Source organism: Bacillota bacterium (assembly GCA_013178125.1).
GTDB lineage: Bacteria > Bacillota > SHA-98 > Ch115 > JABLXJ01 > JABLXL01.
Genome location: JABLXJ010000007.1, coordinates 1 through 14,119, shown reverse-complemented (window position 1 = coordinate 14,119; position 14,119 = coordinate 1). Strand labels below are relative to the sequence as shown.

Sequence of the window (14,119 nt, the reverse complement as noted above, 5' to 3'; positions counted from 1 at the left end):
ATGAAGGTGAAGAGGTTTAGCAAGGTCCTGGTGGTCATGCTTGCATTATCCCTGTGTATCGGCCTCCTGGCCGGCGCCGCTGCGGCCAAGGTCAGGATCAATGCCCTTTTCATGAAGCAGGCCGGGTACAGCGAAGATGATATCAGGAGCATGACGGCTGAATTCGAAAAGAAGAACCCAGACATAGAGGTCGGGCTGACCTTCGTCGCGTATGAGGAGCTCTATGATAAGATCGTGGTATCCGCGGCAAGCGGCAGGGGCTCCTACGATGTAATCCTGGTCGACTGCATATGGCCGGCAGCTTTCGTCTCCGCCGGCTGGCTCCTGGATGTGACCGATAGGCTCACGCCTCAGGAGCGCGCCGACATCTTTCCCGAGGTGTTGAGCGCGGTGGAGTACAAGGGGCGCCTTTACGGCATGCCCTGGCTCAACGACTGGCTTTACATGTATTACAATGATGACATGCTGAAGCGCGCAGGCTACAAGGATGCCCCGGCCACCTGGGCAGATGTCGTGGAAGTCGGTAAGAAGCTCAAGTCCAATGGCATTGTCAAGTATCCATATATTGAGGCGTGGAGCCAGAACGAATCGACCCCGATCGAATACCTCAAGTTCGTGTCGGCCTTTGGCGGCGACATGCTGGATAAGGATGATAACCCGATTTTCAATAAAGGGGTTGGCCTGAAGGCGCTGGAGTTTATGGTCAGCAACCTGAAGGCTGGGATCTTCCACCCGGCCACGCTCGAGTCGGCATATGATGAGGTGCGAAACACCTTCTCCCAGGGTGAGGCCGCTTTTGGAACCAACTGGGCATACATGTATAACCTTGCGAATGACCCTAAGGAGTCCAAGGTGGCCGGGCACGCCAGGATCACGGTCCTGCCCGGGATGCCGGATGGTCGCAAGAGCGCGTCGATCAACGGTGGCATGGGGCTTTCGATCATGAAGACCTGCAAGCACCCTGATGAGGCGTGGAAATACGTAACTTACCTGGCATCCAAGCCTGTTCAGAAGAAGTACTCTGCGCTGGCGCTCCCCATCTGGAAGTCGCTCTATGATGACCCGGAGGTTGTAAAGCCCCAGCCGGAGCTCGTGCGGGCAGCGAGGCAGCAGATAAGGTATATTGTAAACAGACCGCAGGTAGCATGGTATCCGCAGCTGTCGCAGATCGTCCAGGAGGAAGTCCAGTACGCCCTGACCGGGGCTAAGACCCCGCAGAAGGCCCTTGACGACGCGGTAGCCAGGGTGAAGGAAGTCAAGGCTAAGTATAAGCCCAAGAAATAGGGCTGTTACGGATGCTAATGTTGTTACCTACTAAGTGAAGTTTCCTTGATTTGTGCTAGTTTACCAGCACGTTCCAGGACTTACGGTGTTGCGCTCCGGGGACGGCGCGCAACACCGTAAGTCCTGGAAAAGTGTAGTGGGAGCGCTATAGCCTTGGCCCCATAGCTGTGAGAGGGGGGGAGAAGATGCGATCCAGATCTTTTCTATCAGTATCGAAGCTGGCTTTCTGGCTGATCCTGCCGAGCATACTTGTGATTTTTCCATTAATCATTTACCCGATATTCAGCTCATTACATTTGAGTTTTTTCACGAAAGAGCTGACGAACCCATTTATAGGCACGCCCTTCGTTGGCCTCCGCAATTATATTGATATACTTCGCGATGCTGCCTTCTGGTCGTCTTTTTGGAAGACGGTCTATTTCACCGTGGTTTCCATCTCGCTGGAGGTTGTGCTAGGCGTGGCTGTATCCTTGCTTCTCAATGAGAAGTTTGCCGGCAGGGGTGTGCTGAGGAGCCTGATCCTCGTGCCCTGGGCCCTGCCCGTCACAGTCAACGGTATCATGTGGAAGTGGATCCTCAACTCGAGCTACGGGGCGCTCAACAGCCTGCTTTATCAGCTGGGCCTGATAAGCTCCTACCGTGCATGGCTGAGCGAGCCATTCATGGCCATGAACATGGCGATCGTGGCGGAGGTCTGGAAGGTTACGCCCCTGGTTGTCCTCCTCCTTCTTGCTGCGCTGCAGACGATACCGCACCAGCTTTATGAGGCGGCAACGGTTGATGGGGCGAGCGCTTGGCGAAAATTCCGGCATATTACGTTGCCTCTCCTCCAGCCAACCATATTGATCATACTCGTGTTGAGGACCCTCGACGCGTTCAAGGTGTTTGACCTGATTTTCGTCATGACGAGGGGCGGACCGGCGAACGGGACGATGGTCTTGAGCTATTTCACATATATCCGGGCATTCAGGTTCCTCAACTTCGGCCAGGGCGCTGCCCTGTCGTACGTCATAACGCTTTTCATAGGATTGATCGCCCTGCTCTATACGAGGGTTATGCGCTCGGATATTGAATACTGACATTGAATACTGACGGCCCGGATGCTGGCGACGACCGGGCATTGAATACTGGTATGGAGTACTGGTCTAAGGGCATCGAACATTGATGTTGGATTGGCCTTAGCCCTGAAAGGAGAACCTCGATCATGCCGATGGCCGTATCGCGCGCCAGGCGGAAGGCGCTGTCGAGAGTCTTTATATATGTTGCCGCTATCGTGGTGGCTGCCGGTATCCTCGCGCCGCCGGTCTGGCTTTTCATATCGAGTATATCGACCCAGAGCGAGCTCCTATCCGTTCCTGTGCACTGGATCCCTCACCACCCGACCTTCGAACGGTATGCCCGGATAATTAGGGCTGCCTCCGAGGGCGGGGAGGCCGAGGTCACATTCAAACGATCCATGGTCAACAGCATCATCGTGGCGCTTTTCGTCACAGCGCTGTGTATCTCAATTGGCACCCTGTCGTCTTATGCCTTTGCGCGACTGCCGATCAGGGGGAAGACCCAGCTTCTCTTCATGATCCTGTTTATATACATGCTTCCCCCGATCGCCGTAGTTATCCCACTCTATGAGATTATGGGCAGGCTCGGCCTGCTGGATACCCATATAGTGCTTGTGCTGCTCTATTCGGCATTCCTTACACCGTTTGTAATCTGGATCATGAGGGGCTATTTCCTCACGATCCCAAAGGACCTGGAGGAGGCGGCCATGATCGACGGGTGTACGCGGGTATCGGCTCTTTTCAGGGTCGTGCTGCCGCTCTCGGTGCCGGGCCTTGTGGCGACCAGCCTATTCTGCTTCCTCATGTCCTGGGAGGAGTTTTTCATGGCCTTGATTTTCACATCATCCCCAGCGGCGAAGACGATACCTGTCGCGATCGCCGAGTTCAGCGGGAGGCACTCGATCGATTACGGGATGATGGCAACGGGCGGGGTCCTGGCCGCTATACCTCCCGTCCTGATTGCCCTTTTATTCCAGAAGTATATCGTGAGCGGGCTTACATCGGGCGCGGTCAAAGGCTAGCAACTGAGAATGCGGCTAAGGGGCTAAGGGGTTAACAATCGAGGGTTGTAACGGCGGCTGCGGGCCTGGGATGGGGTTTGAGGCCGCCGGTTTATAAATAAACCTAATTAAGGGAAAGGAAGGAGAATCGACATGGGTTTCACGTATGAGCTTGCGAAGTTTCTTCCATTTCAGGACAGGGAGGCTTGTGAGAGGGCAAGGGCGATAAAGAAGGAGGATATAACGAAGCACCCGAACCCTGAGTTCAAGATCAGGGTGATTGAGGATCCCAATGAATTCTACACGGAATTTGCCCTGGATATAGTCGGCCGGATAAAGGAGGCGGCCGACGCGGGGAGGCGTTTTGTTGGTATCTTCCCTGTCGGGCCGATGCCCCAGTATGCGATCGCTGCGAAGCTCATAAATAAATTCAGGATATCATGCAAGCACGTCCATACATTCAACATGGACGAATATGCGGACCAGGATGGGAATACAGCGCCTGCCGACTGGCCCGGTTCATTCCAGAAGGCAATGATGGAGCAATTCTTCCTGCAGATCGACGAGGACCTGAGGCCTCCGATGTCGCAGATTCACTTCCCGACGAGGGATGTGATCAATTCCTACGGGAAGATGATCGAGGACATGGGCGGGGCTGACGTATGTTATGGCGGGATCGGCTGGTGCGGCCATATAGCATTCTGGGAGGCCCACCTTGGGTTTGAGTTTGGAGATGATCTCGAGTCTTACAAGAAGGCGGGCCCGCGCTGCGTCGAGCTGCATCCTATGACGATCATGCAGAATGCGCTTCACTCATTCAGCGGAGACTGGTCGTGGGTGCCACCCAAGGCCAACACTATCGGGCCGGCCCAGATCATGGGAGCGAAGTACAGGAGCTTCTGGCTTGACGGTTATATAGGTGGGGGGGTAAGCTGGCAGAGGTTCATCGCGAGGCTTGCCGCCCATGGTCCTGTGAATACACTTGTCCCCGGGTCGCTCCTCCAGACGGCTCCAGGGACTTACACCATACTGGGCGGTGTTGCGGATAACGTTGAGATTCATATGTCCTAAGCGCAGGTTCCTTAATTTGTGCCAGGTTGCCAGCATGTTCTAGGGGGTTGCCGGTGCTGCGCTCCGGGGACGGCGCGCTTGCGGCGTGTCTCCGTTGAAATTTGCCGCGAGGGCCCTGCCAAATTTCAAAGGCCCCGTCGCGCAAGCGCCGGCAACCCCCCGGGAAAGTGGCGGCAGTCTTCGGTCTCACATTTAGTCGTGGCCGGTCTATACTGACGCGGTTTTGCCGGGTTGCCTGGCAGCATGCCAGGATCAGGAGGTGGAATTGAAGTGAAAGCCGGGGTAGCAAAGGCTGTCATAACACCATATGTCGGCATCGCCCTCGAGGGCAATGTAAGGGATAAGGGTTCACAGGGGATCCACGATGACCTTTACGTTCGGGCGCTTGTGCTTCAGGCTGACGATGGCACTGAGCTCGGCATCATCGCCTCGGATCTCGTAGGGGTCCCGCAGGATTTCTGTGATGGGGTCAGGGCCATGGTCGAGGCAGAGACGGGGATCCCGAGAGGGAATGTCATGGTGACGGCGTCTCACACCCACTCGGGGCCCGCCATGCTCGGGTTGTTCGGGATCGAGGTCGATCAGGGCTATACCGAGGTCCTGAAGAGGAAATTCGCGGGCGCCGCGAAGATGGCACGGAATCGCCTCAGGGAGGCGCAGGTCCGGTTCGCGGTGGGCGAGGAGGCCAGCGTGGCATTCAACCGCAGGATACGCATGAAGGATGGCACCCTCAGGATGAACTGGGAGTTCATCGATTGCGATGAATCCCTGCGGCGTGGGATCGCGGGGCCTGCAGGCCCGGTGGACCCCGAGATAGCGATAATGGAGGTCCGGGGGGCGGGCGGGGAGCCCCTGTGCGTGTTCTTCAACTATGCCCTTCACCCGGCCATCCTTGCGGGAGACAACTTTGATATATCCGCCGATTACCCGGGATACTCCATGAGGTTGATTGAGGCGGTGACCGGGGCCGTCGCCATGTACACCAACGGCGCAGATGGCAACGTTAATCATATCAATGTGAACGACCCCGAGCAGGGGCGCGGATTTGGGGAGGCTGAAAGGGTAGGGACGATCGTCGGGGCGGAGGTTATAAAGGCCCTGGCCAGGACGCGGAAGGCCTCCCGGCCTGTTCCATCGGGCCAAACCGGAAGTATAGCACCTGCGGCCGGGGCGGCCGGGCCGGCCATGCATACCCCTCTAGCCTGCACCTCGAAGGTTATAGATGTCCCACGGCGTAGGTTGTCCAGCGCGGAGGTTGAGGCCGCGAGGAAGGTCGCCGGGGGTAAGACGTTCCAGGAGCTATCGAAGCTCCTCGCCCTCGTGGACGGCGTGCCGGATGAGATATACGCCCTCGAGATCCTCGAGCTCGCGGCCCTGAGGGAGAAGGATCCCTGCGCCCACCTCGAGCTCCAGGCATTCAGGGTGGGCGATGCGGCGTTTGTCGCAGTGCCGGGCGAGCTTTTCGTCGAGTTTGGCCTGGAGATCAAGGCGAGAAGCCCGTTAAAGCCCACCTTCGTCGTTGGCTACGCTAACGGGTATGAGGGCTATATCCCGACCGAGAAGGCGTTCAGCGAGGGCGGGTATGAGCCCAGGACCGCGCGGACGAGCCAGCTCGCAGAGGAGGCGGGGAGGCTGATCACGGAAGCGGCTGTCGAGCTCCTGGGGGACCTGGCTGGGCGTTAGAGAATCTGGTCCGGCGGGGGTGAGGTCCGGGTGTATTCCAAACGGGTGCCTTCCAAACATAAGACTGGTATGAAGTAATTTGCAGTTTGAGGAAGAGTGGACATATGACTCTTAATTTTAGCGAAGAAGGAGGACTTCCAGCGGTAACGGCGAATATTAGGATATGTAAACTAAGAAAGTTATCCTAATAAACAAACATTACAAGCAGGTAACACGATCCCGTTCCCTCGCGCGCCGCGGGTGGCATGAGGTCGTGTTACGAAATAGGCATGCCGTGATGGGCATCAGGGGTATAACCTGATAGATCACATCAGGAAAGGGAGGAAGGATTTCATGCTAGGAAAGAGGAGCCTCTATGTAGGTGTCTTGCTGCTTGGCCTTCTCCTTGTGCTGCAAACGGCGGTAGCTTACGGCGCAGGCAAGGTCCAGCTCAACTTCTGGAGCTTGAGGACGGAGGATGTCCCAGCCTATCAGAAGTTCATCAAGGCCTTTGAGGCGGAGAACCCGGGGATCACGGTGAAGTTTACGGCTTACAAGAACACGGAATACCGGAATATCCTGAAGACGGCGATCCTTGGAGGGTCGGGCCCGGATCTCTTCTGGTCCAGCGAGTTCACCATGCTCCAGGAGTATGCGGATAACGGCTACCTGATGCCGCTGGATGGAAAGGTCCCCGACATCAAGACCAACTTCAGACCCGGCGACCTGGAGGGCGTCAGGGGGAGCGATGACAAGGTCTACGGCATCCCCCATGGGTCCTACGTGTATGGCGTCTACTATAACAAGAATGCGTTCAAGAAGTTCGGCCTCGCAGAGCCCCAGAGCTGGCCGGAGCTTATAAAAGCGGCCCAGGCCATCAAGGGCGCAGGCGCGGTCCCGTTTGCGCAGGGCACGAAGGATTCCTGGACGCTCCAGGAGTGCATGTTTGAGGGGGCCTTCGGCCCGACGTTCCTGCACGGGCGCGAGTGGTATGATGCAGCGGTCAAGGGGAAGACAAACTTCCTCGATCCGAGGTTTGTCAAGGCTCTCGAGAATCTGCTCGACCTGAAGCAGTTCTTCCCCGCAGGGTATGAAGGGATAAGCTATACGGATATGCAGATGCTGTTCACCCAGGAGCGCGCAGCGATGTTCATCGGGGGCTCATGGGAGATCGGGTTCTTTGAGAGGATGAACCCCAGGCTAGATTTTGACATGGCCATAGGCTTCCCTGAGACAAAGGACGGGCCCTACTGGCTTGCTACCCCTGCGAACTGCACGGTCGTGAACGCGAAGACCAAACACCCGGCGGAGGTCATTAAATTCATGGACTTCCTCGCATCCAAGGAGTTTGGGCAGATGTACTCGAACGAGCTCAAGACCATGACCCCGATCCTTGGCGTGAAGTACACTCACCCGATATTCGCCAAGGCCAGCAAGCGCCTCGATGATGCAAAGGGTGTCGTCCCATTCCTTTACTCCTACCCTGTATTCAACCGGGAGGAGCCTGCAGGTGATGTCCTGTTCGCGAACGGGCTCCAGGCGATGTTCGCCGGCAAGAGGATGCCGAAGCAGGTTGCCGAGGATATACAGAATGGCATCGCCAAGTGGTATAAGCCCTTCAAGCATTAAGAAGGCTACTAAGGTAATCCTTCGAGGCGAGCAGGCAAATAGGTAAATAGGCAAGAACCGGGAATATCCCATAACCTTCTTGTCCCTCTCTCATGGGTAGGCCGGGCGCGGGGCGGCCGCGCCCCGGCGCACGGTCTATCCAACCTCGCTCCTGCTATCCCCTGCTATCTGGAATTGCAGCTGGAGCTGGAGATAGAGATGGAGCCGGATATGGAGCCGGAGATGCAGCTGGAGTCGGAGCTGGGGCCAGGTACGGGCAGTGGGGCGGCAACAGAGCAGAGGGCATAAGGAAAATACCAAGGATTTATAAGGGATATATAAGGCATAGAATTATGCCGTTACTATACCTTACCGGGGATGGATTCAAGGTCATGAACTCTAAAGCAAAACGACAGAGGCCTATTCAGACGCATATAGCGGTTTTCATAATTCCCGCTCTCATAATCTATACCGTCTTTGTGGTTTATCCTTTTCTGGTATCATTCAGGTTGAGCCTTTATGACTGGAAAGGGCTCGGGCCCATGGTATATGTTGGCCTCGGCAACTTTGTCAAGCTATTTACGAAAGAGCCTTTCAACCAGCAGTTTTTTAATGCTCTCAAGCATAACCTCATATTCTTTGTAGTTACCATGATCGTCCAGAACCTGGTGGGTTTGGTGCTTGCTATAATCTTGAGCCGGCGCATCAGGGGGTCAGCAATCTTTCAGGCCGTTTACTTCCTGCCTGTGACCCTATCTCTTGTCGTGGTCGGTTACCTCTGGACGCTCATGTTAAATCCAATGTGGGGGACGGTCAATCAGATATTGAGGGTGGTTGGCCTGGGCAGCCTTACACGGCCCTGGCTCGGCGACCCTCACACGGCCCTGTTGACCATCATACTCGTAAATGCCTGGCAGTGGCTCGGCTTCCCGCTGCTTGTATTCCTCGCCTCGATTCAGGGCATCCCTGATGAATTCTATGAGGCTGCCAGGATCGACGGCGCTTCGGAGTGGCACATTGCCCGCCACATTACAGTGCCGCTGATACTGCCCTCGATAACCATGGTGACGATCATGACCTTCATCGGCACCATGAATGCCTTTGATATCGTCTACACCATGGAGGGGATACTGGGCAGCCCATTCTTCTCCACGGACGTCCTGGGGACGTTTTTCTATCGGACCGCTTTCGGCACAGTGTGGGGGACGCCAGGCAACCTGGGCTTCGGCTCGGCCGTGGCTGTTGTGATGTTCCTCATGGTCCTCATAGTTTCTTATGCATGGCTGCAGATTACCAAGAAACATGAGGTCCAATATTAGTGATGAATCCTTGAGTTGAATCTTCGGGAGTTGAAGCACACAGTGGTAGATCGGTCTAGAGTTGGATCAGTGGGAAGGATAGCGCTATATGCTTTATTGATCGCATACGGGTTGACCATAGTCTACCCGCTCTTCATTATGGTTTCCAATTCTGTCAAAACGGGGCAGGAGATATTCGCCAACCCATTTAGCCTGCCATCCTCATTTGTATGGGACAATTATGGCTATGTGTGGAGCATCGCAAGCTTCAATGCCTACCTCAAAAACAGCGTGCTGGTTACAGCGGTCTCGGTGTTCCTCGTCCTCGCCGTTTCTTCCGCCGCGGCCTTTGCTCTGGCGCGTTACAGGTTCACGGGTAATACCTTTCTCTACCTCTTCTTCCTGAGCGGACTTATGCTGCCCATAAGGCTCGGCATAATTCCCCTGTTTATCCTGATGAAAAACCTCAACCTGCTCGATACATATGCGTCCTTGATTCTCACGTATACGGCCAGCGCTATTCCGTTCGCCGTCTTCATTCTCACGGGATTTTTCAAGGCTCTGCCGAAGGAATTGGAGTTCGCGGCGCGAATCGATGGGTGTAACGAATATCGCATCTACTACCAGATCATGTTGCCCCTGGTGAGGCCCGCCCTCGCCACGGTGGCGATCTTCAATTTCGTTCAGACCTGGAACGATTTCTTCATACCGCTGGTATTTATAAGCTCTGATCACCTGAAGACCGTCCCGCTCGGCATGACGAATTTCTTTGGCCAGTACCAGACCGACTGGAATTATCTCTTCGCCGGGTTGACGCTTGCAACCCTGCCGACCCTGATTATGTATCTCTTTATGTCGAAGCAGTTCATAAAGGGCCTGACGGCTGGCGCGGTCAAGGGATGAGGCTAAGGCATGGTGTAGAGGTATGGCATAGCATGTAGTAGGCATGGTATAAGGCGAGGCATCAGGGGGAGGGGGGTATCGGCGTGAAGGAATACCTCCTGAGGGGCCGTATCATTTGTCCCGATCGGGTGCTGGAAGATGGCTACATAATATTTAAGGGGGGCTTTATCCAGAGGGTCGGCCAGTCCAATGAGTTCGATCACTGGCCGCCCGAGTCGGGGTGTCCGGCCCCGGCGGTAAGCCCTGTCGATGAATGCATCGACCTTTCGCGATCGGGTTATACCATCTTCCCTGGTTTCATCGACATTCATATCCACGGCGCGGGTTACTGGCAGGCTGCGCACGGGCAGATTGCAGAGCTCGCCCGGTTTCTCGCCAGGTTTGGGGTGACGGGTTTTCTACCGACGCTGGCCTCGGCGACCAAAGAGGAATACCTCGAGTGGCTTGGCGAGGTAAAAGATTTGAGAGAGCTAGAAGAGCAAAGAGAGCTGGAAGAGGTAGGAGCGGCAAGAGAGGCAGGGGCGATAAGGGAAACAACGAAAGGGGCCCGAGGGGCCCGGGTCCTCGGAGCACATATGGAGGGGCCGTTCATCAACAAGCTCTCCAGGGGCGGGATGATGGAGGAGCGGGTGAGGGAGCCCGACCTGGAGGAGTGCGAGGAATATGTGGACGCGGCAGGCGGGGCCATCCGCCTGATGACCTTGTCCCCGGAACTCCCGGGCGCTATAGACCTGATCCGCTATTTGCGGTCCCGGGGCATCGTAGTTTCGATGGGTCACTCCCTGGCGGGGCCGGAGGTCGTTGCGGCCGCGGTGGGGGCTGGCGCTAGCCATTGCTGTCACATTTTTAATAATTGTCCCTACGATAACCTGCGTAAGGAGCCCGGGGTGAGGCGCCCCGGTATCGATGAGGCGGCGCTGGTCAACCCGGGCGTGACGGTTGAGGCCATAGCCGACGGCATTCATGTGGACCCGCTCATGCTTGAGCTGGCCCTGAGATCAAAGGGCCTTTCGGGCATGGTGCTCATCACCGATGCCCTCCCTGGCGCGGGCCTCGATGACGGCATCTATGAGATGCCCGACGGCAGGGTGATCAAAACCAGGAAGGGTGACGGGATCAGGCTCAAGGATACGGGGGCGCTGGTCGGGAGCGGGCTTACCCTGCCCCTCGCCATGAAGAATTTTATGCAGTGGATGGGGCTCCGGGACTGGGAGGCAGCGCAGCTCGTGAGCGGGAATCCGGCCCGGGTGCTAGGGGAAGCGGATAGCGGCTTCATCGAGCCTGGCAAGCGAGCGGATTTTGCCATTCTGGACAAGGATTTCAACTGCGTGATGACGATCGTGGGCGGGGAGATTGTTTATGATGATAGGATGAGGGGGTAAATGGGCGGAATCGATAGGGACCAGATTCAGGAATCTCTGCGCGCCATGGGGCTTGGGATAGGGGATAAAGTCGTATTCCATAGTTCCCTGAGAAGCATAGGTCACGTAGAAGGTGGCCCTGATGCTGTCATAGACGCCTTCCTGAACGTAGTCGGCGCGGCTGGAGGGAGCGAAGGCCCTGCCCGGCCGTCGGGCACGGTGATGGTGCCGACCTTCAGCTATTCATTTGTAGGCAATGCCCGGGCTGTGGCGTTCGACCCGGTTACCGCCCCCTCTTTTACAGGCTTGATTACCGAAGTATTCAGAAAGAAGCGCGGGGCGGTCAGGAGCCTCCACCCGACGCACTCGGTGGCGGCCATCGGGCGCGATGCGGAGGAGCTGGTGAGGGGTCATGAGACCGTTGCCGCCCTAGGTGCCGGCTCTCCCTTTCACAGGCTCGCGGAGGCCGGGGGCTATGTGGCCCTCATCGGCTGCGGCAACACGAGGAACTCCTTGATTCACGTCATTGAGTCGATCGCGCGCGTCCCTTATATAGATATTTTCTGCTGGCAACACCTGGGATGGAGGGAAGCCGCCCGCGTCATCGGAGCGGACGGCCGGGAGCATGAGGTGCCACTGTTTGAGGTGCCGGGCTGCAGCGAGAGCTTCGACAGGTTGACGCCTCACCTTGTAAGGGCGGGAGTCATGATTGAGGGCCGTATCGGCGAGGCCAGGGCCTACCTGTTAAAGGCGAGAGAAGTTATAAGGATTGGGGTGGAAATTCTAGGGAGAGACCCGTTCTACCTGCTTTGCCCCGTCGGGACGTGCCAGGCATGCGACCACAGGCGCGATGGCGTAAATAGGCGTGATAACCGTAGATAGGGTAGGTATAAACAGGCATATACGTAATAGCTATAAAACAGCCATATTTATGATTATATGTAAATGTAATAAATGTAAGATTTGATGACATATTCCTTTACTTGCCTGGATTGGCAGGTATATAATCCGGCATATATGGTCGATTCGATGCCCCTGGAACCCGTAGAACCGTAGAAGCCGTATGCGCATGAGGGGAGGTGGCATGAGGAAATCCAGAGGAATAAGGAGATGCGTAGAGAGAGACGGGCGTTGAATAGCACAATCGTGGATCCCAGAGTCTGGAGTTGTTGCCTTGAGTCTAGAGTTGACTTAGGGTCAGCTCGGAGAATTGATTTCGAGTCCTAAAATTATCCGGGAGGGAGACCAGAGATGAAAACAACGCTACGAATCTACCAGCTGATTGGCATGGCGCTTGCCCTGACAATGTTCTTCGGCCTGGTGGTTTTCCAGGGTGTTGGCTTTGCCGCGCCCAAGGCAACCATCAAGTTTGTAGCTGCCCTTTACAGCGAGGCTACGGAGCCCTACTGGCAGGGCGTGATAAAGGAATTCGAAAAGCAGAACCCGGATATCAAGGTTGAGCTCGAGGTCGTCAACTGGGATAGCATCTACCAGAAGGTGAACACGCTGGTGGCGACCCGCCAGGCGCCGGATCTCCTGAATATCGATTTCTGGTCGCATTACGCCGCTGACGATTTGCTCCTGCCGCTTGATAACCTGCTGCCTGCGAAGATGAAGGACGGGTTTATCAAATCATTCTATGACTCGGGCAAGATGGATGGTAAACAGTATGTGCTGCCCCTGGTGGCAAGCATCCGCGCCCTCTTCTACAACAAGGATCACTTCAAGAAGGCTGGCGTCGCCAAGCCTCCCGCCACGTGGGATGAGCTCGTGGCCGCGGGCCAGAAGCTTGCGAAGCTCCCCAACGTGTCCCCATTTGGCCTCGATATGTCGGAGTTCGAGGGCCAGGCATTCCTGGCGTATTTCCTCTGGGGCGGCGGCGCGGACTGGAAGGACGCGAAGGGCAACTGGGCCTACAACAGTCCCAAGGCCGTCGAGGCGCTCCAGTTCATGGTCGACCTCGTGCGCAAGTATAAGATAACGAACCCCGAGCCCACGGTGACCAGTAGAGATGACCTCCAGAAGGTCTTCGCAGCTGGGCGGCTTTCCATGATGATCACGGCCTCGTTCTTCCCGACGCTCCTCAAGGACCAGCTCCGAACCTGAACTACGGCATCGCGCCGATACCCGTAAAGGCCGGCAACCCACCTGTCAACCTGGGCGTTGCGGATTACATAATGGCATTCAAGCAGACGAAGCATCCTGAAGCAGTGGCGAAATTCCTGACCTTCATATACGAGCCGGATAACTACTACAAGTTCTGCCACGCCGAAGGCATGTTGCCGGGCACCAAGGAGGTCGCGGCGCGGCTTTCGAAGGCGGATCCCACGCTCGCGCAGTTCATAGACATGCTGCCGACGGCGAGGTTCTTCCCGTCGATCGACCCGCAGTGGCCAAACGCTTATATGGCGGCGATACATGCTGCGCAGGCGGCCATCCTCGGGCAGAAGCCCCTGAAAACTGCGCTTGACGAGGCGATCAAGAGCATTAAATAAGAGCATTAAATGATTGAATAGCCATGAATAAAATAGTCATATAAAACTACGGCAGGCCGGAGGGGACGGTCCCTAACTTAACTTCCGGCCCGCCTTGCCACCTTATCAAACCAAAGCAAAGGCACCTTGCCGGGACAGGCGGCGCGGGACGGTGCTACCAAGTCAGCCGGCCATAACGCGGCCATAACGGTCACAATTTGTAGGACTTAAGCGATAAAATCGGACTTAAGCGATAAAGGGGTAATATCTGTGTTAGGTTCCGTGAGACGGCAATTTGCCGAGGTCTATGAGCACAGGACGGCCTATATCTGGCTTCTGCCGAGCGCCCTCCTCATATTCGGGGTGATCGTATACCCAATACTCCAGCTTTTCGTCACG

The 14,119-nt window shown here is 56.1% G+C and carries 12 protein-coding genes; all 12 read left to right on the top strand.

The genetic code is table 11. The annotated features are described in order from the left end of the window. Positions 1–1,284 carry an extracellular solute-binding protein gene (locus HPY71_07625; GenBank protein ID NPV53377.1) on the top strand — a complete coding sequence of 428 codons (1,284 nt, stop codon included), beginning with the start codon at positions 1–3 and terminating at the stop codon, positions 1,282–1,284. Between the two features lie 185 nt (positions 1,285–1,469). After that, positions 1,470–2,363 (top strand): sugar ABC transporter permease, encoded by an 894-nt coding sequence (locus HPY71_07620; protein ID NPV53376.1) that lies wholly within the window; start codon positions 1,470–1,472, stop codon positions 2,361–2,363. 131 nt (positions 2,364–2,494) lie between these two features. Next, positions 2,495–3,364 (top strand): carbohydrate ABC transporter permease, encoded by an 870-nt coding sequence (locus HPY71_07615; GenBank protein NPV53375.1) that lies wholly within the window; start codon positions 2,495–2,497, stop codon positions 3,362–3,364. Between the two features lie 132 nt (positions 3,365–3,496). Continuing rightward, a complete protein-coding gene (locus tag HPY71_07610; protein ID NPV53374.1) occupies positions 3,497–4,414 on the top strand; it encodes a hypothetical protein in 918 nt (305 codons plus the stop codon). 270 nt (positions 4,415–4,684) lie between these two features. Further along, positions 4,685–6,097 carry a hypothetical protein gene (locus HPY71_07605; GenBank protein NPV53373.1) on the top strand — a complete coding sequence of 471 codons (1,413 nt, stop codon included), beginning with the start codon at positions 4,685–4,687 and terminating at the stop codon, positions 6,095–6,097. A gap of 333 nt (positions 6,098–6,430) precedes the next feature. Then, positions 6,431–7,705, top strand: coding sequence for an extracellular solute-binding protein (locus HPY71_07600; protein ID NPV53372.1), 1,275 nt, complete (start codon positions 6,431–6,433; stop codon positions 7,703–7,705). A gap of 401 nt (positions 7,706–8,106) precedes the next feature. Beyond that, positions 8,107–9,003, top strand: a complete 897-nt coding sequence (locus HPY71_07595) for a sugar ABC transporter permease (protein ID NPV53371.1) — start codon at positions 8,107–8,109, stop codon at positions 9,001–9,003. Positions 9,004–9,141: 138 nt separating this feature from the next. Beyond that, on the top strand, positions 9,142–9,885 hold the full coding sequence (locus HPY71_07590; protein ID NPV53370.1) for a carbohydrate ABC transporter permease: 744 nt from the start codon (positions 9,142–9,144) through the stop codon (positions 9,883–9,885). A gap of 83 nt (positions 9,886–9,968) precedes the next feature. Next, positions 9,969–11,267 (top strand): amidohydrolase family protein, encoded by a 1,299-nt coding sequence (locus HPY71_07585; protein ID NPV53369.1) that lies wholly within the window; start codon positions 9,969–9,971, stop codon positions 11,265–11,267. Next, a complete protein-coding gene (locus HPY71_07580; protein ID NPV53368.1) occupies positions 11,268–12,128 on the top strand; it encodes an AAC(3) family N-acetyltransferase in 861 nt (286 codons plus the stop codon). 369 nt (positions 12,129–12,497) lie between these two features. Further along, entirely contained in the window at positions 12,498–13,352 is an 855-nt protein-coding gene (locus tag HPY71_07575) for a sugar ABC transporter substrate-binding protein (protein ID NPV53367.1), read from the top strand. Beyond that, a complete protein-coding gene (locus tag HPY71_07570; protein NPV53366.1) occupies positions 13,349–13,741 on the top strand; it encodes an extracellular solute-binding protein in 393 nt (130 codons plus the stop codon). The genes HPY71_07575 and HPY71_07570 overlap by 4 nt, the downstream gene beginning before the upstream one ends. Positions 13,742–14,119: the final 378 nt, after the last annotated feature.

Bases quoted from the DNA above. Each gene is read 5' to 3' on its own strand.
- HPY71_07575 (NPV53367.1), top strand. From the start codon at position 12,498: ATGAAAACAACGCTACGAATCTACCAGCTGATTGGCATGGCGCTTGCC.
- HPY71_07580 (NPV53368.1), top strand. From the start codon at position 11,268: ATGGGCGGAATCGATAGGGACCAGATTCAGGAATCTCTGCGCGCCATG.
- HPY71_07620 (NPV53376.1), top strand. From the start codon at position 1,470: ATGCGATCCAGATCTTTTCTATCAGTATCGAAGCTGGCTTTCTGGCTG.
- HPY71_07615 (NPV53375.1), top strand. From the start codon at position 2,495: ATGGCCGTATCGCGCGCCAGGCGGAAGGCGCTGTCGAGAGTCTTTATA.
- HPY71_07600 (NPV53372.1), top strand. From the start codon at position 6,431: ATGCTAGGAAAGAGGAGCCTCTATGTAGGTGTCTTGCTGCTTGGCCTT.
- HPY71_07625 (NPV53377.1), top strand. From the start codon at position 1: ATGAAGGTGAAGAGGTTTAGCAAGGTCCTGGTGGTCATGCTTGCATTA.
- HPY71_07590 (NPV53370.1), top strand. From the start codon at position 9,142: ATGGTTTCCAATTCTGTCAAAACGGGGCAGGAGATATTCGCCAACCCA.
- HPY71_07610 (NPV53374.1), top strand. From the start codon at position 3,497: ATGGGTTTCACGTATGAGCTTGCGAAGTTTCTTCCATTTCAGGACAGG.